Origin of the sequence: Longispora sp. NPDC051575, from assembly GCF_040681875.1 — a bacterium.
Lineage (GTDB): Bacteria > Actinomycetota > Actinomycetes > Mycobacteriales > Micromonosporaceae > Longispora.
Genome location: NZ_JBFAZP010000001.1, coordinates 847,760 through 873,439 on the forward strand (window position 1 = coordinate 847,760; position 25,680 = coordinate 873,439).

Sequence of the window (25,680 nt, forward strand, 5' to 3'; positions counted from 1 at the left end):
TCCGTTACCAGGTGCTGTTGACCAGGCCCGTGCCCAGGTAGACCTGGTCGAAGCCGTTGCCGTCCTGGTCGTCGGTGAACGCCACCGTGACCTCGCCCCACGGGGACACCCCGAGCGCCGGTTCGTCCTGCCGGCCCGTCGCGGTCGCGTTCACCCGCAGGGTCGGGAGCCGGCCGGTGACCGTGCCGTCGGGGTTGAAGCCGCGCGCCCACACGTCCGAGCCGTCCACCCAGGACACCACGAGCGCGAGCTGGTCGTCGATGCCGACCCGGGGCGCGGACTGCGGGCCGACCGCCGTGCCGTCGTCGGTGACCGTGCGGTCGGTGGTGGTGCGCGGCGTACCGGCGGCGGTGAAGGAGCGGGTGGCGGCCCGGGCCGTACCCGTGTGGTCGGTCTCCCAGGCGACCGCGAAGTCGCCGTTGAAGTTCGCGGCCACCGTGGCGGCGCGCTGCTGGCCGCCGCCGGACGCGTTGGCCGCCGTCTGGGCGAGTTTGACGCCGCCCGCCGGGGTCAGCAGCTTCAGGCCGATCTGGTAGAAGCCGTTGGCGTCGGTGTCCTCGTCCCAGACCACGATCGCGTTGCCGGCCGCGCCGAGGGCCACGTCGGGCCGGTGGTGCTGGCCGCCGGTCGTGTTGACCTGCGCCTCGTAGGTCTTGACGCTGATCGAGGAGAAGCCCGCCGCGCGGACCGTGGCCTGCGCGCCGGTCTGCACGTCCTCCCAGACCACGGCGAAGCCGGTGCCGTCGGGGTCGGCGGCCACGGCCGGTTCGAACTGCTGGCCGGCCGAGCTGGCGTTGGCCTTGCCGGTGCCGGTGACCGTGCCGGCGGTGGACACGGAGCGGACCGCGATGTTGTAGAAGCCGTTGCCGTCCGGGTCCTCCGACCACACGACGACCGCGGTGCCGTCCTCGTGCAGGGCGACGTCGGGCTGCCAGTGCCGCCAGTTCCCGGTGCCGCCGGTGGAGATCTTCTTCTCGTACAGGGAGACCTCGTCCTTGTACAGCCGGAGGAAGACGTCCGTGTGCACCGGGTCGGTCGGGGTCGCCGTGTCGCGGTCGTCCTCCCAGACGACGGCCGTGTACCCGTTGCGGGTCGCCGACACCGCCGCGTTGTCCTGGTCGCCGGTCGCCACGCTGTTGGCCGTGGACCAGGTGATGTCGGCGGGCGTGGTGCCGGTGGCGGAGGCCGGCGCGCCGGTCAGCAGCAGCCCGGCCGTCACCGCCAGCGGGACGACGGCGGCGCGCAGGGCCCGGCGGAGCGCACGGGCCGCCGGAAGGGCGGTCACGGGTTCACCAGTCCCGGGTTGCCGGCCTCGATGGCGTAGCTCTGGATGGTGCGCACCGGGTAGTCGCGGACGGTCACCTTGTCCACCACCCGGAAGTCGGCGAGCATCCGGGTGGAGTCGACCTGCACCCGGCAGTACCCCCGGAGGTTCTTGAAGAACTTGACGTGCGGGTTGAGGCTCGACAGGCCGGTGTCGGCGGCGTTGCCGTCGCCGGAGGACGTGACCGAGGTGGTGACGAGTTCGGTGCCGACGATCCGGTTCTGCGAGGCGTAGTCGGCCATCAGGTTGCTGGCCCAGGAGCGGTGCACGTCGCCGGTCAGCACGACCGCGCTGCGCACCCCGCGCGCGTCCCAGCCCTGCTGGATCCGGTCGCGGTTGGCCACGTAGCCGTCCCAGGCGTCCATCGAGGTCGCCCCGGCCGCGTCGGCGAGCTTCTGGGCGAAGAACACCTGCTGGCCGAGGATGTCCCAGGTGCCGAGCCGCTGGCCGAGACCGTCGAGCAGCCAGCTCTCCTGCGCGTTGCCGGTCAGGCTGCGGCCCGGCAGCTTCGCGTCGGCGCACACCTTCGTGCCGTCGCCGCAGGCCTGGTCGTCGCGGTACTGCCGGGTGTCCAGCAGGTGGAACGTCGCCAGGCTCCCCCAGCGCAGCCGCCGGTAGAGCTGCATGTTCTCGTTCACGGGTACCGAGGAGGCGCGCAGCGGCATGTGCTCGTAGTACGCCTTGTAGGCCGCCGCCCGGCGCGCCCGGAACCACGCGACGTCCCCTGCGGGAGAGTTGTCGGCCCGCACCAGGTTGGCGTAGTTGTTCTCCACCTCGTGGTCGTCCCAGATCACCAGCCACGGCGCGGCGGCGTGCGCGGCCTGCAGGTCCGGGTCCGTCTTGTACTGCGCGTGCCGCACCCGGTAGTGCGCCAGCGACGTGATCTCACTCGTCGGGGCGTGCTTGCGGACGGCCGTGGTCGAGGCGGTGCCCTCGTACAGGTAGTCGCCCAGGTGCAGGACGACGTCGGGGCGCTCCTCGGCCATCCGCCGGTACGCGGTGAAGTAGCCCGACTCGTAGTGCGAGCACGACGCGAACAGCATCGTGAACGGGGTGAGCGCGCCCGGGGCGGGGGCGGTGCGGGTCCGGCCGACCGGGGACAGGTAGCCGGCGGCGCGGAACCGGTAGTAGTACTCCGCGCCGGGCTGCAGACCGGACACCTCCACGTGCACGGTGTGCGCGGACGCGGACGCGGCGGTGGCGGTGCCGGTCCGGACGAGCTGGGTGAAGTACTGGTCGGTGGCCACCTGCCACTCGACGGACACGGAAGCGGTGGACATCCCGCCCTGGCCGTCGGCGTTCAGGGGCGACGGGGCGAGCCGGGTCCACAGCACCACGCCGTCCGGGAGCGGGTCGCCCGACGCGACGCCGAGCGTGAACGGGTAGCCGAGGGCAGCGCCGGCGGCGGTCGAGGTCAGGAGGGTGGCGCCGGCACCGGCGAGTCCACCGAGGATGAACGTTCGTCTATGCAGTGGGGGCATGGGAGTGTTCTACCGGCCACGGTGGGGCCATTGCCAGGGTTGACGCCCAATGTTCCCCTACGCTTGGTGCGCCGGTCGGACACGGACCGCTCCGGGCCGGGCCGGGCCGCCGGGGGCCGGGGGCCGGGCGCTGGGGCCGGGGGCCGGGGGCCGGGCCGGGTGCGAGGGCCCGGCCGGACGGGGTGGCTCCGGGAGGTGGCCGCTTGACGGCAGGGTGGACAATCAGCGGACCGACTGTCCGAGGAGTACCCGTGAAGGCTCGTCTCGTCCTGCTGACCCTGCTGCTCGCCGGTGGCGGCGTCCTGTCGGCCTGCTCCTCGGAGTCGGGCGGCACGATCGTGGAGAAGGAGTACGAGGCGGCGGGCGTCTCGCACGGCACCAAGTGCTCCCGGGTCAACGGCAAGAAGAAGTGCACGTCCACCACGAAGCGCAAGTCCGCGTGCTACGAGATCGACTTCCAGCGCAAGGACGGCTCCGAGGGCGAGGCGTGCGTGACCAAGGACGAGTACGACCGGCTGAATGTCGGCGACACGTACAAGCCCTGACGGCTAGTCTGGTCGGCTATGAGCGGGATCATGACGCGGTGGGTGGTGCTCCTGGAGCACGCCGTCACCGACGGGGACGCGGCCGGCACCGGGATCGACGACGCGACGGTGGAGCGGTGGATCGCCGAGGTCCGCGACGCCTACCTGGAGCAGTGCGCGGCGCTCGGCCGGTTGGTCGCGACGCCCGGCCTGGAGTGGGAGTTCCGGCCCGGGCCCGTGCCGCCCGGCGCGATGCTCGGTCGGCCGGAGGGCGTGGCCGTGTCGGCGAGCGTGAAGGAGTTCCGGCCGAGTTCGTTCACGTTGTCCGTGCGGCTGCGGCCGTGGGGCGGGGACGTGGAGACGCCGGTGAACGCGACCTGCGTGGTGCGGGTGCGCGAGGTTGCGACCGGTGAGGCGCGCGAGCTCGGCGACGGGATCCGCGACGAGCTGATCGGGCTGGAGCAGGGCGCCCGGCACGCGAACTGACGACCCTTCGACGGGTACGGAGGACGCGGGTGTCCGTCGCGCGACCGGGCCGGTGCCGGTCGCCCCGGCTGTCCCGGTGACCGGACGCGCGGCGACCGGGTGGGGGCCGGACCCGAGCCGTCCGGGTGGGGGCCGGACCCGGGCCGTCCGGGTGGGCCGGGGCCGCCGGCCGGGAGTCAGTGCCCCGCCGCCACGTGCTCCAGGATCCGGTCGATGACCAGCTCCCTGCGGTCCAGCTGCAACGCGTGCCCCGCCCCGGCCACCACCTCGACCCGCACCCCGGGCGCGACCCCGGCCAGCCGGGCGGCGACGGCGGCGGACCGGTGCAGCGCGCTGCGCTCCCCCAGCAGCACCGTCGTCGGGACCCGCAGCCCGCGCAGCTCGTCGTCGGTGAACACCGGCGGCAGCGGCATGGCGCGGCGGAACCCGGCGGACGGCAGGGCGAGGCTCATCAGGCCGGTCTCCAGGACGGTGCTGTTGTTCACCAGCCGGGCGAGGGCGGGCCGCAGGGCGCGGGGGGCCAGCCCGGCGAGGCCGCCGGCGATGATCCAGCCGTAGAACCGCGCGCCGATCGGGGCGAGGCCGCCCGGTTCGACGAGGGTCAGGCCGGCGACCCGGGCCGGGGCGTGCAGGGCGAGCTGGGCGGCCGTCCAGCCGCCGTAGGAGCAGCCGACGAGGTGCGCGGCGGGGACGTCCAGGCCGGCGAGGGTCTCGTCGAGCCACCGGGCGAGGTCGCGGCCGTCGGCGAACGGGGCCGTCTGGACGCTCGCGCCGGGCTCGCCCACCGGGTCGACGGCGAGCACGGGGTGGCGGGCGGCGAGGGCGGCCACGTAGCCGTACCAGGACAGGGCGTTGCCGGCCGCGCCGGGGAGCAGCACGATCGGGGTGCCCCCGGTCGGGCCGGCCCGGTAGACCCGGGTGGTGCCGAACGCGGTGGGCACGTCGACCGTGTGCCTCGGCACCGGCCACAGTGTCCCGAAGACCCGGTCGTAGGCGGTGAGGAACCTGGTCCGGGCGGCGTCGTTCCTGAACTGTCCGATTCTCATGATACAGTTGTACCACGAATGGGAAGGTGGACGCGATGCCCCGGGTGGACCACGAGGAACGGCGGACCCAGATCGCCGACGCGCTCCTGCGGATCGCCGACAGCCAGGGGTTGCAGGCGGCGAGCATGCGGGTCGTCGCGGCCGAGGCGGGGGTCTCCCTGCGCCTGGTGCAGTACTACTTCCACACCAAGGAAGAGCTGCTCATGGACGGCCTGGCCCGGCTCGGAGCCCAGTTGCAGGCCCGGATGCTGGCGTGGATCGCGGCGGCCGGCTCCCCGCCGACCCCGCGCGCGACGGTCACCGCCGTCCTGGGCAGCATCCTGCCGACCGACCCGGAGAGCCGGCGGATCACCCGCACCTGGTCGGCGTACTACACGCTGGTGCTCAGCGAGCCGGCCCTCGCCGAGCGGCACGGCACGGCGCACGCGGACCTGCTGGAGTCGTTCCTGGCGAAGCAGATCGCGGCCGCGCGGGAGGCGGGGGACGTGGCCGCCGGGCGGGATCCGGCGGTGGCGGCGGCGGGGCTGCTGGCGATGACGAACGGGCTCGGGTCGAGCGTGCTCGGCGGGCAGCGCACCGGCGAGGCGGCCCTGGCGGTCCTGCACCACCACCTGACAGAGCTGTTCACCCCGTAGAACCCTCCGACGGGTACGGGCGGGGCCCCGTACCCGTCTGACGGGTCTTGATCTAGGGGTTGGGGCGGTAGGGCGGGGCCACTCCCCAGCCCCAGTGCGGCATCGGCGCGTGCAGCGGCGGGCGCGCGCCCGGCTGGGAGTTGGCGAGCGCCAGCCGGGTGCCCCATTCGAGGTAGCTGACGAACGCGGCGCGGAACTCGGGGTCGGCCGGCAGCCCGACCTCGTCGGCGGCGTCGAGGAGCAGGTTGACCCACCGGCGGCGCTGCGGCTCGGCGATGCCCTTCCCGAGGTGCTGGCCGACCATGTGGTGGTAGCCGCCGCGCTCGGCCGAGTACCGCTTCGGGCCGCCGAACACCTCCGCGAGCCACAGCGCGACGTGCGCCGGGTGTCCCGGATCCATCCCGGCGAACAACGGGCCGACGACGTCGTCGGCGAGCACCTTCGCGTAGAAGACGGACGTGAGCCTGTCGAAGGCCTCGGCGCCGCCGGCCCAGTCGTAGAGGCTGGGGACGGCCGCGCCGGCGCCGACGACCGGGGTCCGCCGGTAGTGCCGCATCTCCTCGATGGACCCGACGTAGGGGCGGATCTCGGCGAGGAACGGCGGGAAGTGCGGGCCGCCCCGGAAGCCCTCCAGGTGGGCCTTCTCCGAGGTCCAGGTGATCCGCAGGATGTAGGCGCCCGGGTCCTCCGCGCATTCCGCGAGCTCGAAGTCGAGGCACTCGGGGGCGGCGGCGAGCGGGACGGCGGCGCGGGAGTACGCGGCCTCGAACGGTTCGCGGTCGGGCTCGGCGATCCGGTACCGGACGTATTCGATGATCATGGGGCTCCGTCTGTGCACAGTGGTATCCAAGTAACCCTGTAACTAGGTAACACACGGAGCCGACCACGGCCAGTCGCATCATGATCTTGGCACATCCGGGGTGCCGATCGCCCGGGGGCGATGGATCCGCACCGTCCACAAGGGATGACCTTAAGAATTCCTCAGAAGTATTGACTTTCGAATTCCCTACCTAGAAGGTAGGAGACATGTCCGCACACGTGAAGTTCGCGCCGGTGACTTGTCACGCCGAGCCGCTGTGCGCCGGTAGCCCCTCCTGTTAGGGCCGCCCTCAGCAACACACCCCTGAGTTCCGGCCGTTCCCGGCCGGTCCAGCCGTGCGTCCCCCTGACGCCCGGCCATCCCCCGCTGTCCTGTGACAGCACCCCTCTCGAAGGAGCACGATGAAACGCACCCTCACCGTGGGCGTCGCGGTCGCCGCGTTCGCCCTCGCGTTCGGCGGGGCCCACCCGGCCGCCGCCGCCCCCTCCGGACCGGAGGCCGCCCTGGCCGCCGCGCTCGGCCTGGACTCCCAGGAGAAGCTGGTCGTCCGGGACGCGTTCACGGCGGCCGACGGCAACACGTACGCCCGGTACGACCGCACCTGGGCCGGCCTGCCGGTCCTCGGCGGCGACCTCGTCGTCCAGCGGGGCGCCGACGGCGCGCTCCGGGGCGTGGACGGCAACACCGCACGGGTCCGGCTGTCGGGCACCCGTTCGGCCGTGGCCGCCCCCGCCGGCGCCCGCCAGGTCGTCTGGGCCGGTACCGGTGCACCCGTGCTGGCCTGGGAGGCTGTGACCACCGGCGTGCGCGCCGACGGTACGCCCAGCCGGGTGCACCGGGTCACCGACGCCACCACCGGCGCGGCCCTGACCAGCTGGGACGACATCCGCACCCTGACCGCCGACGGCGTCGTGCCGGCGCGCGGCCAGGCCGGCGGGAAGTCCGGGGTCGCGGTCGCCGGTACCGGGAAGAGCTTCTACAGCGGCACCGTGGCGCTGGAGACGACCCAGTCGGGCGGCACGTACCAGCTGAAGGACCCGACCCGGGGCAACCAGCAGGTCAACAACCTCAACCGCGCCACCTCCGGCGCGGGCACCCTGCTCACCGACGCGGACAACGCGTGGGGCGACGGCACCAACGCCGACGCGGCGACGGCCGGCGTGGACGCGGCGTACGGCGCGGCGCAGACCTGGGACTACTACAAGAACGTGCACGGCCGCAACGGCATCAAGAACAACGGGGTCGGCGCGCTGTCGCGGGTGCACTACGGCAACAACTACGTCAACGCCTTCTGGGACAACGCGGCGTTCCAGATCACCTACGGCGACGGGGCGAGCAACACCCACCCGCTCACCTCGCTGGACGTGGCCGGCCACGAGTTCTCGCACGGCGTGACCAGCGCGACGGCGAACCTGAACTACGCGCAGGAGTCCGGCGGGCTCAACGAGGCCACCAGTGACATCTTCGGCACGGCGGTGGAGTTCAACTCGGCCAACGCCAGCGACGTCGGCGACTACCTCATCGGCGAGAAGATCGACATCTTCGGCAACGGCAAGCCGCTGCGCTACCAGGACAAGCCCTCCAAGGACGGCCAGTCCCCCGACTACTGGGACGCCAACCTGAAGAACCTCGACGTGCACTACTCCTCGGGCGTCGCGAACCACTTCTTCTACCTGCTCGCCGAGGGCTCCGGCCCGAAGGTGATCAACGGGGTCTCCTACGACAGCCCCACGTTCGACAACCAGCCGGTCACCGGGATCGGCCGCGCCAAGGCCGAGAAGATCTGGTTCGCCGCGCTGACCACCAAGTTCACCTCCACCACCGACTACGCCGCCGCCCGGGTGGGCACCCTGGCCGCGACGTCGACCCTGTACGGCGCGACCAGCCCCGAGTACGCCGCCGTGGCGCGGGCCTGGACGGCCGTCAACGTGCAGGGCGCGACCCCGCCCGGCAAGTACTTCGAGAACCTGACCAACGTGAACGTCCCCGACAAGGGCGCGGCGGTGTTCTCGAACATCGCGGTGACCGGGGTCGCAGGCAACGCGCCGGCCACGCTCAAGGTGGGCGTGGACATCAAGCACACCTACCGGGGTGACCTCGTCATCGACCTCGTCGCGCCGGACGGCTCGACGTACCGGCTGAAGGACTCCTCCGGGAGCGACTCGGCGGACAACGTGGTGGCCACGTACACGGTCAACGCGTCCTCCGAGGTCGCGAACGGGACCTGGAAGCTCAAGGTGCAGGACGTCTACGCGGCCGACACGGGCTACATCGACGCCTGGAACCTGACCTTCTAGTCCGACCGGCCGGACGCACCCGGCCGCGCACCACCGCGGGCCCACCGGCCCGGAACGACGGAGGCCCCCCGACGACCAGCGGTCGGGGGGCCTCTCCACGTCAGGTTGCGACCCGGTCAGACCGCCACGGCCTCGGCCGCCTTCGCCGGGGCCACCTCCAGGGTCCGCACCTTCCGCACCGCGAGCATGCCGCCGGTCGCGAGCAGGATCACCGCCGCGCACCCGACCAGGGTCGGCTTGACCCCGATCGCCTGGCTGATCGGGCCGGCCGCCATCTGGCCGATCGGGATGGCGACGAAGGACCCGAGCATGTCGTAGGAGTACACCCGGGCGAGCATCTCCGGGGGTACCTCCTGCTGCATCGAGGTCTCCCACGCCACCGAGAACTGTTCGACGCACACCCCGGCCACGAACCCGGCCACGGCGAGCGCGGGCAGGGTCGGCGCGAACGCCAGCGCGAGGGGCAGCAGGCACAGCGCGCCGACCGCGACCACCCCGAGCCGCAGCAGCCGGCGGACCCGCAACCGCATCGAGACGAGCGCGCCGAGCACCATGCCGGCCGTCTGGATCCCGAGCACCGTGCCCCAGCCGCCGGCCCCGATGGTCTCCTTGGCGATCCCGGGCCCGAGGACGCTCTGGGCGGCGACCTCGGCGGCGTTGAGGAACATGAAGCCGAGCACCACGGCCCACAGCCAGGTCCGCGACGAGAACTCCCGCCAGCCGGACAGCAGCTCGCGCAGCACGCTGTCCCCCATCCCGGACCGGGCCACCGACGGCACCCGCAGCAGCGCGAACAGCACGCCGGACAGCAGGAACGACGCCGCGTCGACCGCCAGGCCCCACCCGGGGCTGGTGGCGGCGATCAGCAGGCCGCCGACCGGCGCGCCGACGATCATCGCCCCGTTGGTGACGAGCCGGCTGAACGCGTTGGCGGCCTGGCGCTCGCCCGCCGGCACGGTCTGGGGCAGGATCGCCGCCGACGCCGGGTACGTGAAGGCGCTGACCGTGCCGTTGACGGCGGCGAGCGCGACCAGGATCGGGATCGTGGCGTGCCCGGTGAGGAACAGCGCGGCGATGGCGCCCTGGCTGATCGCGCTCAGGGTGCTCGAACCGATCAGGATCAGCGAGCGGGGCAGCCGGTCGGCGAGCACCCCGCCGAACAGCAGGAACACGACGTTGGCCACGGACCGGGCGCCGACGACCAGGCCCAGGTCGGTGACGGAGCCGGTGAGGTCGAGGACCGCGAACGCGAGCGCGACGGGCGCGACGGCGCCGCCGAGGGTGCTGGTGAACCGGCCGGCGAGCAGCAGGCGGAACTTCGGGTACCGCAGGGGGGTGGCCACTTCTCTTCTCCGTCACTCGTTACGGGGCGAAGTCGCCCGTGGCCGACGGCGGGCCGGTGCCGGCAGCGCGCTTCCCGGCGTTGGCCTGCCGATTCTGCACAGGACGACAAGGGTAGTCAAAGGGTTTTCCCTAACGGAGAACCCCCTTCTCTCACCCTGGGTAATGGTCACCCTACGTATGGAATGACAAGCTTCTTTATTGATTAACACGTATTGACCATTTCGCGGACTGCTGCCTACTGTTCGACACACGCCACCACTGGACGGGGTGTCACAGTCCCAAGGCCCCGTCCCATGGCAATCACCCCTCCGCGCCCCCTGGCCTCGCTGTGCCGTGGGCGCATTCCGAAAGGACATCTCCATGCGAGACTCCTCCGCCCGTCGACGCGCGGCGGGCCTGCTGGCCAGTGGCCTCGTGGCCATGGCCATGGTCGCCTCGTTCCCGACCGGCGCGTCGGCCGAGCCCACCCCGGCCCCCGGCTCCACTGTGGGCTCCGAGCCCACCGGCGCCGACCCGTGGCCCTGGCCCAACTGGCCCTGGCCCACCGCGAACCCCACCACCGCGGCCCCCAGCCAGACGGCCACCCCCCTGCCGAGCCAGACGTCCTCGCCGCGGCCGACCACGTCGCCGACCACGGCTCCCGGCGGCAACACGAAGCTGAACCTCAAGGAACTGGTGCAGGAGAAGGACCAGTGGTGCTGGGCGGCGACCGGTCTGTCGATCGCGCAGTACCTGGGCAAGGGCGCGAACGTCAGCCAGAACCAGTTCTGCCTGTACGGGCGCGGCCTGTCCGGCGGCACCTGTCCCAACCAGCCGGCCGAGCTGTCGGTCGTGCAGCAGGGCCTGAGCCGGGTCGGCGTCTCCCCCGGCCGCGAGGTCGACGGGGCGATCAGCTTCGCGCAGGTCAAGACCGAGATCAACGGCAACCGCCCGATCGAGACCGGGGTGTACTGGACCTCCGGCGGCGGCCACGCCCGCGTCATCTACGGCTACGACACCGCGAACAGCTCGATCTTCTTCAGCGACCCGTGGGGCTCCAGCCAGCGCTACCAGGAGATGACCTACAACTCCTACGTCTCCAACTCGCAGTTCAAGTGGGGCGGCTCCGTCTACCAGATCGGCGCGTGATGGGTACCCGCAAGCTCCTGATCGGAGCCGGACTGCTCGCGGCCGGAACCGCCGCGGGGGTGTTCATGGTCGTCACCGGGGGGCACGAGTCCCCGGCGCCCGCCCCGAGGTCGGCCTCCGTGGAGCTCGCGGCGGCGGAACAGGCGGCGGCCAGCGACAAGGCCGCCGAGGTGGCGTCGAGGTTCTTCGTGCACGTCGACCAGCGCGCCGACGGCAAGCCCGTCACCGCCGCGCAGGACGACATCACCGCGGAGGCGGCGGCGAAGGCCCCGAAGATCGTCGGACAACCGGTTCCGGTGTACTCGCTGAACCCCGACTTCGTCACCCAGGGCGTCGGCGCCCCGGTCGGCAAGCTGGTGTACCTCGCCGTGGAGACCCGCTCCGCGACCGGGCAGCAGGCCACCCTGCAACTGGTGAAGAACGGCGACACGTACGACGTGCGCGGCGTCGGCGACGGGATCGAGGAGCTGACCTACATCCGGGCGGGCGCGGGCTCCCCGGTGTTCCTCGAACCGCAGCGGCACGCGTACTACAAGGTCACCGACGGGCGGGTGCTGCCCCTCAACGACAGCGCCCGCGAGGCGGTGGGTGAGGGGCTGTCCCTGGCCGAGTACCAGAAGATGGTGCACGACCGCTACGCCAGCCGGATCGACGACAAGCGGCTCGGATAGTACGGACGGTCACGGCGTCGCGGCCCGGGGAGGGGCTGCGGCGCCGCTTCCGTGCGCCCGGGGCACGGCCGGGGGCGGCGCCCGGCCGTGCCCCGGGGTCTGGCCGGCCGGGGCGATCAGAGGCAGGACTCGTAGTCCGCCGCGCGGGACCACAGCGCCTCGAACGCCTCCACCAGGCAGTACCCGAGCGCCGGGTGCTCGATCATGATGGAGGTGCTCGACGCGTACCCCGCGACGGGGTCGAGCAGGGACATCAGCACCTGGGCACCGTCGACGACACACAGCTTCATGGGTACGTCGTCGAGCACCCGGGCCCGCTCACCGGCCGCGATGAACCGGCGCGCGTTGGCCACGTTCGCCGGGTCCGCGAGGGAAGCGCGCTCGTACACGCACCGGGCCTCGCCGCCGCCCCCGACGAGCCGGCGGATGTCGTCGACCCCGGGCGGGTTGATCCCGGTCACGTACGGGAGCTTGGCCAGGGTGAGGATCTGGCGGCGCGCGCCCGCCTGCAACCCGGCGAACCGCTCCACCACCGCCGTCGGGTCGCGGACGACCTCCACGTAGTCGAGCGGGTCGGTCTGGTCCGCGCCCGTGGACCACACCCGGCCGAGCACCTGGCCCAGCTGGTGCGCCTCGTGTTCGAGCTTCGACAGGGAGGCGCGGTGCGCGGACACCAGGTGCTCCAGGGCCACCACCGGGTCGATCGCCGAGTAGTGCACGGTCTGCCCCGGGCGCAACCGGACCAGGCCCCGGTCGGCGAGACTCTCCAGCACGTCGTAGATCCGTTGCCGGGGGATGCCGGCCTCGCGGGCGGCCTCCGTCGGGGTGAACCGGTCGCGGCGGATCAGCGCCAGGTAGACCCGCGCCTCGTACCGGGTCAGGCCCAGCGTGAGGAGCTCGTTCAGCCCCACCTCGTCCCCCATGGTGGCAGCCTACCGAGCGGGGGCGGTGCCGCGTGCGGCCATCCGGCGGGCAGCCCGGGGCCGGCGGATCCGGCGTGCGCACGGGACGGGCCGGCCACCTTGTGAGGCGGCCGGCCCGGTTTCCCCGGAGGGGGCTCAGGAGGTCGTGACGCTCACGTCGTCGACCACGAAGCTCGTCTTGAGCGAGCTGTCCTCGGTCTCGGTGAAGGTGAGAGTCACGGTCTGGCCGGCGTACCCCGACAGGTCGAAGGTGCGCAGGGCGTACCCGGCGGCCTTGTTGACGTTGGAGTAGCTGCCCAGGGTGGTGCTGCCGGCCTTGACGGTGAGCTTGTCGTACACCGTGCTGCCCGACTCCTGGGTGTCGATGTGCAGGTAGAACGTCAGGCTCGCCTTGCAGCCGGCCGGGATCGCGACCTGCTGGGACACGGCCTCGGTGCTCGCGGAGCCGTTGTTGCCCAGCCACGCGATCCTCGTACCGCCGTGCGCCGGCTGGGCCGTGGTCGCGGAGACGACGACGCCGGTGCTGGCGGTCCACGAGGTGGCCCCGGACTCGAAGCCGCCGTTGGCGACGAGCTGCTTCGCGACGCAGGTGCCACCCGGGGTCGGGGACGCGGTCGGGGAGGCGGTGGCGGTCGGCGACGGGGTGGCCGTGCCGCACGCCGGCTCGCCGGTCTGGGCGACGACGCCCACGGCGGTCCACGCGGCCTTGATGGCGGTGCACTCGGCGCCGCCGTACAGGTCGTTGGTGGCCTTCAGGGTCGAGATCCGGGCCTTCGGGTACGTCTCGGTGCTGACCATGTAGCTGGTCAGCGCGCGGTACCAGATCTTGCCGAACTTGTCGTTGCCGATCCCGTTCACCGCGGGGGCGTTGTTGCACACGACGCCGTTGTAGTTGACGCCGTTGACGGTGCGGGCGCCGGAGCCGACGGCCGCGAGGAAGAAGAAGTGGTTGCCGACCCCGGAGGTGAGGTGCGGGTCGTAGGACGTCCCCATCGAGGAGGTCCAGCAGCCCTTGGACGAGCCGTCCTTGGTCGGGTCGTCCATGTAGCGCAGCGGGGTGCCGTCGCCGTTGAGGTCGATCTGCTCGCCGAGCAGGTAGTCGGGGGTGTCGCCCGGGGCGTTGGCGTAGAACTCGACGAGGGTGCCGAAGATGTCGCTGGTGGACTCGTTGAGCCCGCCGGACTCCTTGTAGACCCCGGCGTTCGGGTTGCCGTAGTCGAGCTTGGCCGTCGCGGCCGTCACGCCGTGGCTCATCTCGTGGCCGGCCACGTCGAGCTGGGTCAGGGGCTTGGTGCCGCCCGCGCCGTCGCCGTAGACCATGCAGAAGCAGGAGTCGTACCAGCCGGCGTTGACGTACTTGGTGCCGAAGTGCACGTACGACGTCGCGCCCTTGCCGTCGTTGTTGATGCCGTTGCGCGCGTGCGTGTTCTTGTAATAGTCCCACGTGGTCTGGACGCCGTAGTGCGCGTCCACGCCCACGGACGCCCGGTTGGCGAGCGTGTTGTCACCGAACGTGGTCGTGGTGCTGGAGAACGCCGTCGAGTTCGACGTGGTGGGCGGTGGGGAGGTGCTGGTGCCCTTGTTGTTGGCGTCGCGGGTCTCGCCGTTGCCCCGGTCGGGGTCCTTGAGCTCGTACGTGCCGTCGGACTTCTGGTTCACGCCGATCGACACGTTGCCGACCAGGAAACCCTTGCCGTTGCCCGTGGCGGGCCCGGCGGCGACGGCGGTGTTCGGCGTTCCGGCCCGGCCGGTGCCGGGGCGGGCGAACGTCTGGAAGCCCTCGGTGCTGCCCAGGATCGCGCCGGAGGTCGCGTCGACCCGGACGTTCACCTGGCTGGGGCCACCGTCGGCGGTCTGGCCGTTGACAGCGACCTGCCAGACCAGCGCGGGGGCCCCGTCGAGCGCGTCGACGGCGAGGGAGGGCGTGGCGCGCAGGGAGTAGCCGGCGAGGCTGTCCCCCGCGATGGCGGCGGCCCGGGCGGCGTCGAGCCGCGGGGTGGTGTCCACCGCGACGGACGGCGCCTGGGTGCGGGCGAACTGGCCGCCGCGCGCGCTGTGCGCGACCAGGTCGCCGCCGAGGACCGGCAGGCCCTGGTAGGTGCGGTCGAACCGGACGTGCCGGGTGCCGTTCGGGTCGAGGGTGACGTCCCGGGCCGTGTAGCCGTCGGCGGGGCCGTCTCCGCTGGCGGCCTTCAGCCCGGGGGCGCCGCCGAACGCCGCGAGCGCGTCGCGGACGGCGATGTCCCGGGGGGAGCCCGCCGGGGTGTCGGTGGCCTCGGCGAAGCCCGCGGTGGCGAGCAGGCCGCCGGCGAGGGCGACCGCGCCGACGATGCCGGCCCGGCGCGACCAGGTGCCTGGTTGTCTCATGGAGGTCCTTCCGGAGGGGTGTGCCCCGGCGACGGGAGAACCAAGGGGTGTCGCCGGGGCGGACTGCACGTAGCGTCACGTAATCCGGCCTAACGGGACCTGAACACCACACCAAGAGTGACTTAAGGTATTTACGGCGGCCACCAGGTCATCAGCGGGTGACCGTCCGGTGGGGAAGCGGCCCCGACCGGGGCGGTCCCGGTCGGGGCTTGGGCCGGCCACGGTCGGCCGGCCCACGGTGGGTCACGCCGGAACGGTCCAGCGCTGGTTCGGCCCCGCGTGGCAGGTCCACAGGAGCAACCGGGTGCCGTTGGCGGTGCCGCTGCCCTCGGCGTCGAGGCACAGCCCCGACTTGGTGTTCCGCAGGGTCCTGTCCGCCTGCCAGGTCCAGCCCTGCGCGGGCGTCCCGTTGCAGTCGTGGAGCTGCACCACCGTGCCCGGGGCGGTGGCCCCGTTGCGGGCGTCCATGCACTTGCCCAGGGCGCGGACCGTCCCGTCGCCGGTGACCGACCAGGTCTGGGCCGCGGTTCCGTTGCACGTGTACAGCTGGAGCGCCGTGCCGTTGGCGGAACTGCCGCCGGTGACGTCCACGCACTTCCCGGACGTGCCGGTGACCGGACCGGCCGGGGCGACGGCGGGCAGGGCGTCGCGGACCTGGGCCGCCAGGGTGTAGGGGTCACCCGACCGGGTGGTGGTGTAGGCCTTGCGTTCCCTGTTCCAGGTGTCCTCGACCGCGAACCAGTCGATCGCCGCCGGGGTGCCGTTGGCCACCAGGGCCGCGTCGAGGCCGTCGAGGTACTTGTTCCACCGCATGGCGTAGAAGTCGCGCACGAGTCCGGACAGTTCGCGGTTGGCGTAGTCGTGCAGTTGGCCGCCCTCACTGCCCTCGCGGGGACCCCAGGTGGTGATGATCGACCGGGCGTCGTACTCGGTGGCGGCCGATCCTGTCGAGCCGGCGAGCCAGGTGCCGAGCAGGAACCGCTTGTCGGAGCCGAGGACCTGGTCGAGGAGCGTCAGGTCGCCGGACCACTCGGTGCGCAGCTGGCGGAACTTCGTCAGGTCCTTCGCGTCGTAGGCGGCCTTGAGCTGCGGGAGCAGGGTGCGGCTGCGGTTGGCGAGAGACTGGCGGGCCAGGTCGACCACGTCGTAGCGGTACGCGTCGGAGTCGCGCTGGGCCGCTGGCACGGCAAGGAGTTCGGTGAGCGCCCGCTGGACGGTGGCCGGGTCGTAGCGCATCGAGCCGGGGCTCCACTCCGCCGCGTGGGAGGCGGTCAGGCTCGGCCGGGCAGCGAACAGACTGTCCTGCGCCTCGCTCAAGTTGCCCGCCGGCATGCTGTACGGGCCGCGCCGCAGCAGATCCCACGCGGCCATGGCGTGCGGGTCGGTGGTGCCGTAGCGGCGGGCGGCGTAGGCGGTGAACCAGGCTGTCTGGTCGAGGGGGCCGGTGCGCCAGGCCAGTTCCATGAACAGTTCGAACGTGGCCGGGTCGGTGCCCGTGCCCTCGGGCAGGTACGCGATGCCCTTCAGGGCGCTGCCGGGCTTCGTGCGCCATTCGTTGAACCGGGTGGCCCACACGCCGGTGTTCGCGCCGATGGTGGTGTGCCCGCCGAAGTTGGGGATCGTGCCGAACGCGTACGGCACGCCCTTCCAGCTGGATTCGCGGTTCATGTCGTTGTAGCGGTCGGACAGTCCGTCCACGATGAACAGCCGGTCGTGGACCACGTTGTCGACGATCGCGGCCGGCGGGTTGGACTGCCAGCCGAGCAGGACCCAGGTGGCCCCCGGCCGGGCCGTGTCGAGCGCGGTGAACACGCCACGGGCCGCGTCGCCGACGGGCACGTTGCCGGGGTTGCCGCCCTCGTGCAACAGGTCCATCTTGTACATCGTGGAGTCGCCCAGCAGGGTGCGCTGGTGGCCGTAGTAGCTCGCCGCGACCTGCGCGTACTTCGCGGTGCGCGGGTCGAGCCACGACGGGCGGGTGAAGCCCTGCCAGCCGCCCTGCGCGACGACGTTGACGTTGCCGTTGCCGTTGCGGGAGGAGAAGTCGGTCGGGACGGTGCCGAAGTAGCCGGGCAGGACCGGGGTCATGCCGAGCTCGCGCAGCCGGTTGACGATCTTCTTGCCGAGGGCCGCGCGGGCGGTGAGCTGGGCTTCGGTGACCGGGCCGCCGAAGCTGGACATGTTCTGCATGAGCCACCAGGGCTGGTGGGCCGGGCCCGGGATCCAGTTGAGGAGCTCAGTCTTCGTGTAGCCGAACTCCTGCAGCGTCGCGTAGTACACCGCGTCGGCGCCCATCTGGACGAAGACCTCGTTGGCGCCGTGCAGGGCGAGGAGGTCGATCTGCCGTTCGAACGCCGGCCAGTCGCGGTAGGCGCCGGAGTACCCGTCGTCGGTGTCGTTGAGGGCGAACCGGTGCGGCACGACCGCGTCCTGGCGCAGGGTGCCGGTGGGGGCCGGCAGCGTTCCCGGCAGCCGGGACAGGCTGTCCCCCGGCCAGCCGAGATCGACCTTGGCCACATACTTCAGGTACCAGTTGACGCCGGTCAGCAGCACGGCCGGGCTGGTGCCCTGGACCTTCACCGCACCGGCCGTCCCGGACACGGCGAAGTAGTCCCCGCTGGCGGGGCGCGCGACCGGGTCGAACGTGATCTGGGCGGCGTGTGCCGGGAGCAGCCGGCCCAGGCTGGCCGCGGCGGGGGCGGGGTCGAACGCGGGGGCAGCGGAAGCGGGGGCGGCGGTGCCCGTCAGGACGGCTGCGAGGGTTGCCATGGCCGTGGCGACGGCCCAGGTTCGGCGGGGTTTCATGTGACCACCTCGTTTTAGTAACGCAACGTGCGTTACTATGCGCGTGAGATAGTGCACTGTCAATCCCCGACCGGGAAAGGGGCACACGGGTGCCATCCGCGACCGCCGCCACCGGGCCGCACGTGCTCCGGCAGATCAACGTCGCCGCCGTGCTCACCGCGCTCCGCCAGGCCGAACGCGCCGTCGCACGGGTCGCCGACCTGATGACGACCACCGGCCTGTCCCGGCCCGCCGTCACCCGCGCCCTGGCCGACCTCCGCGACGCCGACCTCGTCGAACTCGTCGCCGACGAAACCACCCGCATCGGCCGGCCCGCCCAACGCGCCCGGTTCCGCGCCGAACTCGGCCACGTCGCCGGCGTCGACGTCGGCCCGCACAAGATCCTCGTCAAGATCGCCGACCTGGCCGGCGAGGTGCTCACCACCCACCGGATCGCCACCCCGCCCGCCGCGACCGGGCCGGAGGTGTTCGACCTGGTCACGGCCGGGCTCGACCAGGCTGTCGCCGCCGCCGGGCTGACCCACGCTGACCTGTGGGCCGTGTGCGTCGGCACGCCCGGGATCGTCGACCGCGACCACGGCGAGGTCGTCCTCGCCCCGAGCATCCCCGGCTGGGCCGGCCTGCCCGTCGTGCCGCAACTCCGCGACCAACTGCACTGCCCCGTCCTCATCGACAACGACGTCAACCTCGCCGTCCTCGCCGAACGCTGGCGCGGCACCGCCATCGGCGTCGAATCCCTCGTCTTCGTCCAATGGGGCGAACGCATCGGCACCGGCCTCATCATCGACGGCGCACCCTACCGGGGAGCACACGCCGCCGCCGGCGAACTCGGCTTCCTCGACCTCGGACTACCCCCCAACGACCCCACCGGCAGGCCCGCCGCCAACGAAGGCACCGGCCCGTTCGAGCGGCTGGTCGGAGCCGCAGCGATCCATGAACTCGCTGTCGCCATGACCGCCGGCGGACGCGACCGGGACCTGCACGCCCAACTCACCGCACCCGGGGAACGCGACATCGCCCCACTGTTCGCAGCCGCCGCCACCGGCAGCCCAGTGGCCGTCGCCGTCGTCGACCGCGTCGCCGCCCGCTTCGCCCAAGGCCTCGGCGCGCTCATCCTGCTCATGGACCCCGAACAGGTCGTCATCGGCGGCGGACTGTCCCGCGCCGGGGACACCCTCCTCGACCCGGTCCGCCGGCACCTGGTCGGCCGGACGCTGTCCTCCCCCACCGAAGTACGGGCGTCGACGCTCGGGGAGGACGCGGTGGTGCTCGGGGCGGTCCGGCACGCGTTGGACTCGACGGCGGAACGGTTGACGGCGTTGGCGTAGCGCGGGTCCCCCGGGTGCCCGACGCGGGTGGGAGCCGCGGTGCCGGCCGGTGAGCAAGGTAGGCCGGTCCGTGCGGGGCTCCGGGGTCGGGGCGCCCCGTCCGCGCGGGGCCCGGCGGTCGGTGCGTCCGGTCCGCGTTGGGCCCGGCGGTCGGTGCGCCCGGTCCGCGCTGGGCCCGGCCGTCGGGGCTGCCGGGTTCAGTCGCCGTGTGACTCGCGGACGACGGCCAGCGGGCCGCCCACCCGCAGCAGCGCCGAGCTGAGCGCCCGCTCGGCGGCCACGTCCGGGCGGCCCGGGCGGGTGACCAGTCGCTGGCCGTCGACGGTGATCCACAGGGTGGTGGACTTCTCGCGCCCCCGGTACCGGATGATCTCCAGTGCCTTCACGGCGGAGGCCGGGTGGGTGAGCAGGTGGCCGTCGACCCGGCGGAGCACGACCCGGTCGGGGAGCACGAACCGCACCTCCACGATCCGGCCGCGGTCCCGCCACCAGTCCCAGCCGCAGAGGAACAGGGCCAGGGCCGGGATCACCAGGGCGTACGCCATCGCCGGGCCGGCCAGGCCGGAGTCGCCGGTCAGGGTGCCGGCCGCGCAGCCCAGCACGGGCACGGCGGCGAGCGAGATCCCGACCACCTTGGCGAACTGGCGCGTCATGTCGTCGGGATCGTCCGACATGGAGCGCCACGCGAGAGAATCGTCCACCCGCCGAGTGTCACCGACGGAGGCAACGAACCGGTAAACACGGGCGTCCGGCGGGAAGCGCGGGAGTACCGGTGCCGACCACGAGCGAGGCACGTACCCGTCAGGTGGTGGCGTCGAGGAGGACCGTGCCAGGGTGGGTGACCAGGTAGAGGACGCTGCGGCCGTGCGGGGTGCGGGCGACCAGGCCGGCCGCGAGCAGTACGTGGAGGTGCTGGGACACCGCCGCCGGGGACAGTCCGACCCGCCGGGCCAGTTCCGTGGTGGTCGCCGGGCTGCGCACCAGGGCCAGCAGCCGGGCCCGGGACGCCCCGATCGCGCCCGCGAGCCCGTCCGGCGCGGGCGCGCCCTCCCACAGCAGCGCGGCGGCCCGGGCCGGGTAGACGGCCACCGGGGGCGAGTCGGACCGGATGTTCCACAGCACCCGGCGGTCGACGAACACGCTGGGCATCAGGGGCAGGCCCCGGCCGCGCAGGTCGAGGTCGAGGTCCCACGGGTCGTCGGCGAGCAGCCGGTCGCCCGCCCAGCGGACCGTCGGGTGCAGGGTGTCGAACAGCCGCCGGGGGCCGCCCTCGGCCAGCTGCCGGGACCGGTGCGCGATGTCGCCCTCCAGCAGGGACCGCATCCGGGGCCAGTACGGCAGGATCGCGGCCTCGTGCCAGGCGGACACCGCGTCGGCGAGTACCCCCAGCAGCTGTTCCGGGTCCTCCAGGCCCGCCCGGACCCGGGGCGCCAGGGGTCGGCGGACCGTGGTCGCGGTCAGGTCGGCGGTGACCACGTCGGGTGGGGTGGCCCGCAGCAGGGCCAGCTCGTCGCTGAACTCGACCAGCGGGCCGGCCGGCGGCGGGGTCAGGAAGTCCGGCAGCCACGCGCCCGGCGCGGCGACGTCCCGCAGGAACGGCAGGCCGGCGGTCGCCCGGTGCCGGACCTCGCGGACCCAGGGCAGGTGCACGGCGTGCCGGCCGGGGTCGGCCAGGGCGTACAGGCTGCGGACCGTCTCCCAGAGCGGGGAGATGCCGAACCGGACGTCGGCGACGTCGGCGACCTCGAACCGGATCACGCTCACCGGGTACTCCATTCGGTGTGGGCTTAATCCTTGAGGGTTCCACACCGGCCTGCCGTCGACTGGACACATGACGACGACGATGGACGGACCGGCCGTGGACCGGGAACTGCTGGACTTCGCGGTGTCGGTGGCGGGGCGGGCCGGCGCGCTGTCGGCGGAGATGTTCTTCGCCGGGGCGCCGAGCACCCTCAAGCCGGACGGCACCGAGGTCACCGACGCGGACCTGGCGGTGGAGGACCTGATCCGGGCGGAGCTCGGCCGGTACGCGCCCGACGACGGGATCCTCGGCGAGGAGGCCGGCGAGAGCCCCGGCAGTTCGGGGCGGCGCTGGATCACCGACCCGATCTCGGGCACCGCGTACTTCAGCCGCCGGATGCCGCTGTTCGCGAACCTGCTCGCCTACGAGGACGAGTACGGCCCGGCGATCGGCGTGATCAACATGCCGGTCCAGCGGGAACTGGTCTTCGCCGCCCGGGGCCTGGGCTGCTGGGTGCTGGCCGGCCCGACCGACGACGTCACCGCCGCCCGCCGCACCCGGGTGGGCGGCCGGACCCGGCTGGACGGCGCGCTGACCCTGGCGATGAACCAGCACACCTGGTCGGAGGAGCTGCTCGTCGCGCTGCACCGCCGGGTGGCCGTGGTCGGCGCGATCCACCACGTGGCCGTGCACCTGGTCACCGGGCGGGCGGACGCCGCCGTGATCACCGGGCAGGGGTACGACGACCTCGCCCCGCTGCCCGTGATCCTGCGCGAGGCCGGCGGCCGGGTGACGGACCTCGACGGCGCGCCGGTGCTGACCGGGGACGGCAGCGTGCTCGCCACGAACGGGGCGCTGCACGGGGAGTTCCTGGGGCTGGTGGCGGGGCTGCCCCGGGCGGGGCGGCCGAAGGCGCTCAGCCGGGAGTGAGGCAGCCCGGGGGCCCGGGCTGCGGACGAGGGCGCCGACCGGGGGGGCGGAGCCGCGACTACGGCGGATTTCCAAGACCGGCTTCCCACAAAATGTCAGGGTGACGTAAGGAGGCCGCACCGGTCTCCGGTACCTGAGGAAAGGACGGACCCATGCACAGTCGTTTCACGGCACTCGCCCTCCTCTGCGGCGGCCTGCTGTCCACCGTGGCCCTGGCCGCGCCGGCCCACGCGGACCCCGCCGAACCCGTCGCCGCGTCCATCCCCGCCAAGTGCGTGGACGGCACCCGGATCCGGTCGTCGCCGCCGGACGGCACGGTCGTCGGGCTGTGCTACGCGCCGCACTCCGTGACCGCGCACTGCCGGCCCAGCACCGCGACCGGCTACTGGGTGCGGATCACCGACGCCACGACGGAGGTCAGCGGCTGGGTGAGCGGAAACCTCGTCAAGGCCGTGGGCTGGGAGAACCTGCCGTACTGCTAGGACCGCGCCCCCGCCGGGCCCCCCGCCCGGCGGCGGCACCCTTCCCAGGCGACCGTCACTGTGCGTATTGTGTGGGCTTGGGCGAGACAAGGGGATCTTGGTGGAGTTTCGAATCCTGGGTCCGTTGGAGATCCGGGCCGACGACGGCACGGTACGCCAACCGGCACGGCGGCGGCAGCGCCTCCTCCTCGCGATCCTCCTGACCCGCCCCAACCAGCAGGTGTCCGCCGCCCGGCTCGTGGACGAGCTGTGGGCGGGCGACCCGCCGAACTCCGCGGGCGCGAACCTGCAGTCCTACGTGTCCGACCTGCGCCGGCTCCTCGGCCGCGACCGGCTGCCGCACCAGAACGGCGGCTACCTGATCCGGGTCGACGACGCCGAGCTGGACACGACCGCGTTCACGGCGCGGCACGCGCTCGGCCGGGCGGCCCTCGACCGGGGCGAGCACGACGAGGCGGGCGAGCAGCTGGCCGCCGCCCTGGACCTGTGGCGGGGCGACGTCCTGGAGGACCTGCCCGAGCTGGACTGGCCCGAGGCCAGCCGGTGGGAGGACCTGCGCCAGGTGGCCGCCGAGGACGCGATGGCGGCGATGCTGGGCCTGGGCCGGCACGACGAGGCGGCCGCCGAGCTGCGGATCCTCACCCGCCGGTACCCGCAGCGCGAGCGGTTGTGGAGCCAGCTGATGCTCGCCCTGTACCGCTCGGGCCGCCAGACGGAGGCCCTGGCCGCCTACCGGGAGTTCTACCGGCTGATCACGGCCGAGTTCGGCGTCGAACCCGGGGCGGAGCTGCGCCGGCTGCATTCCCGGATCCTGGCCACCGACCCCGAACTGGACGCGCCGGCCGCGTCCACCGCCCCCCGGCCCCGGCAGCTGCCCGCGTCCGGGTCGGCGTTCACCGGCCGGGAGGAGCACCTGGCCACCCTGGACGGGCTGCCCGGCGATGTCACCGTCGCGGCCGTCGTCGGCGGCGGCGGGGTCGGCAAGACCACCCTCGCCGTGTACTGGGCCCAGCGCGCCGCCACCCGGTTCCCCGACGGCCAGCTGTACGTGGACCTGCGCGGCCACGCCCCGCCGCCGGCCCGCCCGCTGCGCCCGGCCGAGGCGCTCGCCGGCTTCCTCCGCGCGCTCGGGGTGCCCGCCGAGCGGGTGCCCACCGACGTGCACGAGGCGGCCGGTATGTTCCGCACCCTGCTCGCGGGCCGCCGGGTGCTGGTGCTCCTGGACAACGCGGCGTCGGCGGAGCAGGTCCGGCCGCTGCTGCCGGGCGGGAACAGCTGCCTGACGGTGGTGACCAGCCGGGACCGGCTGTCGGGGCTGGTCGCCGTGGACGGCGCGCACCGGCTGACCCTGGGCGCGCTGACCCCGGCGGAGGCGCGGGCCTTGCTGGCCCGGGTGCTGGGCGCCGAACGGCTCGACGCGGAGCCCGCCGAGGTGGACGCGCTGGTCCGGCTGTGCGCGGCGCTGCCCCTGGCCCTGCGGGTCGCCGCCGCCGTGCTCGCCGACCACCCGGACCGGACCCTCGCCGGGTACGTGGCGGAGCTGTCCGGCGGCCGGGGGCTCGACGCGCTGGAGATCAGCGGGGACGGGCAGGCCGCCGCGCGGGCCACGTTCGACCTGTCGTACGCGCGGCTCGGGCCGGACGCGCGCCGGCTGTTCCGGCTGGTCGGCCTGGCCCCGGGTACGGACATCAGTCCCGCCTCGGCGGGGGCCGTCGCGGGGATCGGGGTCGCGGAGGCCACCCGGCTGCTCGACCAGCTCGCGGCGGCGCACCTGGTGAGCGCCGGCCCGGACCGGTACGGCTGCCACGACCTGCTGCGGCTGTACGCGGTCGAGCGGGCCGAGCGGGAGGACTCCTCCGCCGAGCGCGCCGGCGCCCTGGACCGGCTGACCCGGTACTACCTGGGGACGGCGGACGCGGCGGCCCGGCTGCTGTACCCGAACAAGATCCGGCTGGCCCCCGAGACGGACCCGGCGGCACCGGAGGGGATCCCGCTGGCCGGGCGGTCGGACGCCTCGGCCTGGCTGGAGGCCGAACTGGCCAACCTGGTCGCCATGGTCACCGCCGCCGTGGACCGGGGCGCGCTGGCCGACGCGGCCCTGCTCGCCGACGCGCTGCGCGGCTACTTCTCCACCCGGCCGCACCCGCTGGACTGGTTCACGGTCGCCGACGCGGGCCTGGCCGCCGCGACCGGCAGCGGGGACCTGCGGGCCCAGGCCGCCGCGCACCTGAGCCTGGCCAGCGCGCACGCCTGCGTCGGCCGGCACGACGAGGCCATCCACCACTTCGGCATCGCCGTCGAGTTCGGCGACAAGGCCGACTGGCCCGAGCTGACCGCGACGGCGCTGACCAGCGTCGGGTCCAGCCACGCCATGCGGGGCGAGTGGCCGGCGGCGATCGACCACTACCAGCGGGCCCTCACCCTCAACGAGGAGATCGGCCGGGTGACGGGCGCGGCGGTGAACCTCACCGAGATGGGCCTGGCCTACATGGAACTCGGCCGGCCGGAGCTGTCCGTCGAGCACCAGCGCCGGGCGATCGACACGTTCCGCCGGGCCGGGCAGCGCAACGGGGAGGCGCACGCCCGCAACCGGCTCGGCATGGCCTACCACGCGCTCGGCCGGCTGTCCGCCGCCGTCGAGCATCTGACCGCCGCCCTGGACCTGGCCCGCGAGCTGGGCGACCGGACCGCCGAGTGGGCCGTCCTGGACAGCGCGGCGCTCGCCTATCTGGATGTCGGGGACCAGGACCGGGCCGACGGGTACGCGCGGGCAGCCCTGGAGCTGACCCCGCAGGTCCCGCAGCAGAACCTGGCCGCGTACGTGCACAACACGGTCGCGTTCGTGGCCCTGCGCGGCGGCCGGCTCGACGAGGCCGCCACCGAGTTCGCCACCGGGCTGCGGCTGGCCCGGCAGAGCGGCCACCGGCCGGCCGAGGGCGGGGCGCTCGTCGGCCAGAGCGCCACGCACCTGGCCCAGGGCCGGCCCGCCGAGGCCTGCGAGGACGCCCGCCGGGCCCTGGTGCTGGCCACCGACGAGGAGGGCAGCGAGCTGCGGGCCCGGGCCGGGGTGGCGCTCGCAGAGGCGCTGGTCGGGCTCGGCCGGCACGAAGAGGCCGCCGGGCACGCCGAACGGGCCGCCGAGGTGCACCGGGCGGGCGGCTACCGGCTCGGGTACGCCCGCGCGCTCGTCGTCCTCGGGCACGCCCGGGCCGGGATCGAGGGGGCCGACCCGGCGGAGTGCTGGCGGGAGGCGTACGCGATCCTCGCGCGGGCCGGGGCCACCCCGGAGGCGGCGGCGGTGGCGCAGTACCCGCGAATCGTTCCTCCGGGGTCGTGAGCCCGGCAGAA

The 25,680-nt window shown here is 73.4% G+C and carries 20 protein-coding genes; 10 read left to right on the forward strand and 10 right to left on the reverse strand.

Annotated features, from left to right (window positions below; all coding sequences use genetic code 11):
- Positions 1 to 4 precede the first annotated feature (4 nt).
- Complete coding sequence (locus AB0M43_RS03590) at positions 5 to 1,285, reverse strand: hypothetical protein (RefSeq protein WP_363720769.1); 1,281 nt, start codon at positions 1,283 to 1,285, stop codon at positions 5 to 7.
- Positions 1,282 to 2,805, reverse strand: a complete 1,524-nt coding sequence (locus tag AB0M43_RS03595) for an alkaline phosphatase D family protein (RefSeq protein WP_363720771.1) — start codon at positions 2,803 to 2,805, stop codon at positions 1,282 to 1,284. Before AB0M43_RS03595 ends, AB0M43_RS03590 begins: the two co-directional genes overlap by 4 nt.
- A 251-nt stretch (positions 2,806 to 3,056) precedes the next feature.
- Between AB0M43_RS03595 and AB0M43_RS03600 the strand changes: the two genes are divergently transcribed.
- Both AB0M43_RS03600 and AB0M43_RS03605 read left to right on the forward strand, forming a co-directional pair.
- Positions 3,057 to 3,350 carry a hypothetical protein gene (locus AB0M43_RS03600; RefSeq protein ID WP_363720772.1) on the forward strand — a complete coding sequence of 98 codons (294 nt, stop codon included), beginning with the start codon at positions 3,057 to 3,059 and terminating at the stop codon, positions 3,348 to 3,350.
- Between the two features lie 30 nt (positions 3,351 to 3,380).
- Positions 3,381 to 3,815: a hypothetical protein gene (locus tag AB0M43_RS03605; protein WP_363720774.1), complete on the forward strand. Its 435-nt coding sequence runs from the start codon at positions 3,381 to 3,383 to the stop codon at positions 3,813 to 3,815.
- 176 nt (positions 3,816 to 3,991) lie between these two features.
- Here the strand turns inward: AB0M43_RS03605 and AB0M43_RS03610 are convergent, their stop codons facing one another.
- The gene (locus AB0M43_RS03610; protein ID WP_363720776.1) at positions 3,992 to 4,861 is read right to left on the reverse strand and encodes an alpha/beta fold hydrolase; all 870 of its coding nucleotides are present in this window, start codon (positions 4,859 to 4,861) and stop codon (positions 3,992 to 3,994) included.
- A 35-nt stretch (positions 4,862 to 4,896) separates the two neighbouring features.
- Here AB0M43_RS03610 and AB0M43_RS03615 point away from each other — a divergent pair, with 35 nt between their 5' ends.
- The gene (locus tag AB0M43_RS03615) at positions 4,897 to 5,496 is read left to right on the forward strand and encodes a TetR/AcrR family transcriptional regulator (RefSeq protein WP_363720778.1); all 600 of its coding nucleotides are present in this window, start codon (positions 4,897 to 4,899) and stop codon (positions 5,494 to 5,496) included.
- 52 nt (positions 5,497 to 5,548) lie between these two features.
- Here the strand turns inward: AB0M43_RS03615 and AB0M43_RS03620 are convergent, their stop codons facing one another.
- Positions 5,549 to 6,316: an antibiotic biosynthesis monooxygenase gene (locus AB0M43_RS03620; RefSeq protein ID WP_363720780.1), complete on the reverse strand. Its 768-nt coding sequence runs from the start codon at positions 6,314 to 6,316 to the stop codon at positions 5,549 to 5,551.
- A 401-nt stretch (positions 6,317 to 6,717) separates the two neighbouring features.
- Between AB0M43_RS03620 and AB0M43_RS03625 the strand changes: the two genes are divergently transcribed.
- The gene (locus AB0M43_RS03625; protein ID WP_363720782.1) at positions 6,718 to 8,613 is read left to right on the forward strand and encodes a M4 family metallopeptidase; all 1,896 of its coding nucleotides are present in this window, start codon (positions 6,718 to 6,720) and stop codon (positions 8,611 to 8,613) included.
- A gap of 116 nt (positions 8,614 to 8,729) precedes the next feature.
- On the opposite strand, the gene AB0M43_RS03630 is transcribed toward AB0M43_RS03625, so the two are convergent.
- Positions 8,730 to 9,956 (reverse strand): MFS transporter, encoded by a 1,227-nt coding sequence (locus AB0M43_RS03630; RefSeq protein WP_363720784.1) that lies wholly within the window; start codon positions 9,954 to 9,956, stop codon positions 8,730 to 8,732.
- Positions 9,957 to 10,317: 361 nt separating this feature from the next.
- Between AB0M43_RS03630 and AB0M43_RS03635 the strand changes: the two genes are divergently transcribed.
- Together AB0M43_RS03635 and AB0M43_RS03640 are read left to right on the forward strand one after the other, a co-directional pair.
- Entirely contained in the window at positions 10,318 to 11,085 is a 768-nt protein-coding gene (locus tag AB0M43_RS03635; protein ID WP_363720786.1) for a papain-like cysteine protease family protein, read from the forward strand.
- Entirely contained in the window at positions 11,085 to 11,756 is a 672-nt protein-coding gene (locus AB0M43_RS03640; protein WP_363720788.1) for a hypothetical protein, read from the forward strand. The genes AB0M43_RS03635 and AB0M43_RS03640 overlap by 1 nt, the downstream gene beginning before the upstream one ends.
- A 116-nt stretch (positions 11,757 to 11,872) precedes the next feature.
- On the opposite strand, the gene AB0M43_RS03645 is transcribed toward AB0M43_RS03640, so the two are convergent.
- The 3 genes from AB0M43_RS03645 to AB0M43_RS03655 all read right to left on the reverse strand — a co-directional run bounded on the left by AB0M43_RS03645 (position 11,873) and on the right by AB0M43_RS03655 (position 17,851).
- A complete protein-coding gene (locus AB0M43_RS03645) occupies positions 11,873 to 12,679 on the reverse strand; it encodes a helix-turn-helix domain-containing protein (protein ID WP_363720790.1) in 807 nt (268 codons plus the stop codon).
- Positions 12,680 to 12,814: 135 nt separating this feature from the next.
- Positions 12,815 to 15,046 (reverse strand): M4 family metallopeptidase, encoded by a 2,232-nt coding sequence (locus AB0M43_RS03650; protein WP_363720791.1) that lies wholly within the window; start codon positions 15,044 to 15,046, stop codon positions 12,815 to 12,817.
- A gap of 243 nt (positions 15,047 to 15,289) precedes the next feature.
- Complete coding sequence (locus AB0M43_RS03655; RefSeq protein WP_363720793.1) at positions 15,290 to 17,851, reverse strand: alpha-N-acetylglucosaminidase TIM-barrel domain-containing protein; 2,562 nt, start codon at positions 17,849 to 17,851, stop codon at positions 15,290 to 15,292.
- Positions 17,852 to 17,940: 89 nt separating this feature from the next.
- On the opposite strand from AB0M43_RS03655, the gene AB0M43_RS03660 reads away from it, so the two are divergent.
- Positions 17,941 to 19,179: an ROK family transcriptional regulator gene (locus tag AB0M43_RS03660; RefSeq protein ID WP_363720795.1), complete on the forward strand. Its 1,239-nt coding sequence runs from the start codon at positions 17,941 to 17,943 to the stop codon at positions 19,177 to 19,179.
- Between the two features lie 197 nt (positions 19,180 to 19,376).
- Here the strand turns inward: AB0M43_RS03660 and AB0M43_RS03665 are convergent, their stop codons facing one another.
- Positions 19,377 to 19,880 carry a hypothetical protein gene (locus tag AB0M43_RS03665; RefSeq protein ID WP_363720797.1) on the reverse strand — a complete coding sequence of 168 codons (504 nt, stop codon included), beginning with the start codon at positions 19,878 to 19,880 and terminating at the stop codon, positions 19,377 to 19,379.
- Between the two features lie 100 nt (positions 19,881 to 19,980).
- Positions 19,981 to 20,943 (reverse strand): helix-turn-helix domain-containing protein, encoded by a 963-nt coding sequence (locus tag AB0M43_RS03670; protein WP_363720799.1) that lies wholly within the window; start codon positions 20,941 to 20,943, stop codon positions 19,981 to 19,983.
- Between the two features lie 67 nt (positions 20,944 to 21,010).
- Between AB0M43_RS03670 and AB0M43_RS03675 the strand changes: the two genes are divergently transcribed.
- The 3 genes from AB0M43_RS03675 to AB0M43_RS03685 all read left to right on the forward strand — a co-directional run bounded on the left by AB0M43_RS03675 (position 21,011) and on the right by AB0M43_RS03685 (position 25,669).
- Positions 21,011 to 21,850: an inositol monophosphatase family protein gene (locus tag AB0M43_RS03675; protein WP_363720801.1), complete on the forward strand. Its 840-nt coding sequence runs from the start codon at positions 21,011 to 21,013 to the stop codon at positions 21,848 to 21,850.
- 152 nt (positions 21,851 to 22,002) lie between these two features.
- Positions 22,003 to 22,332, forward strand: coding sequence for a hypothetical protein (locus tag AB0M43_RS03680; protein WP_363720803.1), 330 nt, complete (start codon positions 22,003 to 22,005; stop codon positions 22,330 to 22,332).
- A gap of 100 nt (positions 22,333 to 22,432) precedes the next feature.
- Positions 22,433 to 25,669, forward strand: a complete 3,237-nt coding sequence (locus AB0M43_RS03685) for a BTAD domain-containing putative transcriptional regulator (protein ID WP_363720805.1) — start codon at positions 22,433 to 22,435, stop codon at positions 25,667 to 25,669.
- Positions 25,670 to 25,680 lie beyond the last annotated feature (11 nt).

Bases quoted from the DNA above. Each gene is read 5' to 3' on its own strand.
- AB0M43_RS03640 (WP_363720788.1), top strand. From the start codon at position 11,085: ATGGGTACCCGCAAGCTCCTGATCGGAGCCGGACTGCTCGCGGCCGGA.
- AB0M43_RS03655 (WP_363720793.1), bottom strand. From the start codon at position 17,851: ATGAAACCCCGCCGAACCTGGGCCGTCGCCACGGCCATGGCAACCCTC.
- AB0M43_RS03645 (WP_363720790.1), bottom strand. From the start codon at position 12,679: ATGGGGGACGAGGTGGGGCTGAACGAGCTCCTCACGCTGGGCCTGACC.
- AB0M43_RS03605 (WP_363720774.1), top strand. From the start codon at position 3,381: ATGACGCGGTGGGTGGTGCTCCTGGAGCACGCCGTCACCGACGGGGAC.
- AB0M43_RS03635 (WP_363720786.1), top strand. From the start codon at position 10,318: ATGCGAGACTCCTCCGCCCGTCGACGCGCGGCGGGCCTGCTGGCCAGT.
- AB0M43_RS03595 (WP_363720771.1), bottom strand. From the start codon at position 2,805: ATGCCCCCACTGCATAGACGAACGTTCATCCTCGGTGGACTCGCCGGT.
- AB0M43_RS03680 (WP_363720803.1), top strand. From the start codon at position 22,003: ATGCACAGTCGTTTCACGGCACTCGCCCTCCTCTGCGGCGGCCTGCTG.
- AB0M43_RS03610 (WP_363720776.1), bottom strand. From the start codon at position 4,861: ATGAGAATCGGACAGTTCAGGAACGACGCCGCCCGGACCAGGTTCCTC.
- AB0M43_RS03675 (WP_363720801.1), top strand. From the start codon at position 21,011: ATGACGACGACGATGGACGGACCGGCCGTGGACCGGGAACTGCTGGAC.
- AB0M43_RS03620 (WP_363720780.1), bottom strand. From the start codon at position 6,316: ATGATCATCGAATACGTCCGGTACCGGATCGCCGAGCCCGACCGCGAA.
- AB0M43_RS03650 (WP_363720791.1), bottom strand. From the start codon at position 15,046: ATGAGACAACCAGGCACCTGGTCGCGCCGGGCCGGCATCGTCGGCGCG.
- AB0M43_RS03625 (WP_363720782.1), top strand. From the start codon at position 6,718: ATGAAACGCACCCTCACCGTGGGCGTCGCGGTCGCCGCGTTCGCCCTC.
- AB0M43_RS03615 (WP_363720778.1), top strand. From the start codon at position 4,897: ATGCCCCGGGTGGACCACGAGGAACGGCGGACCCAGATCGCCGACGCG.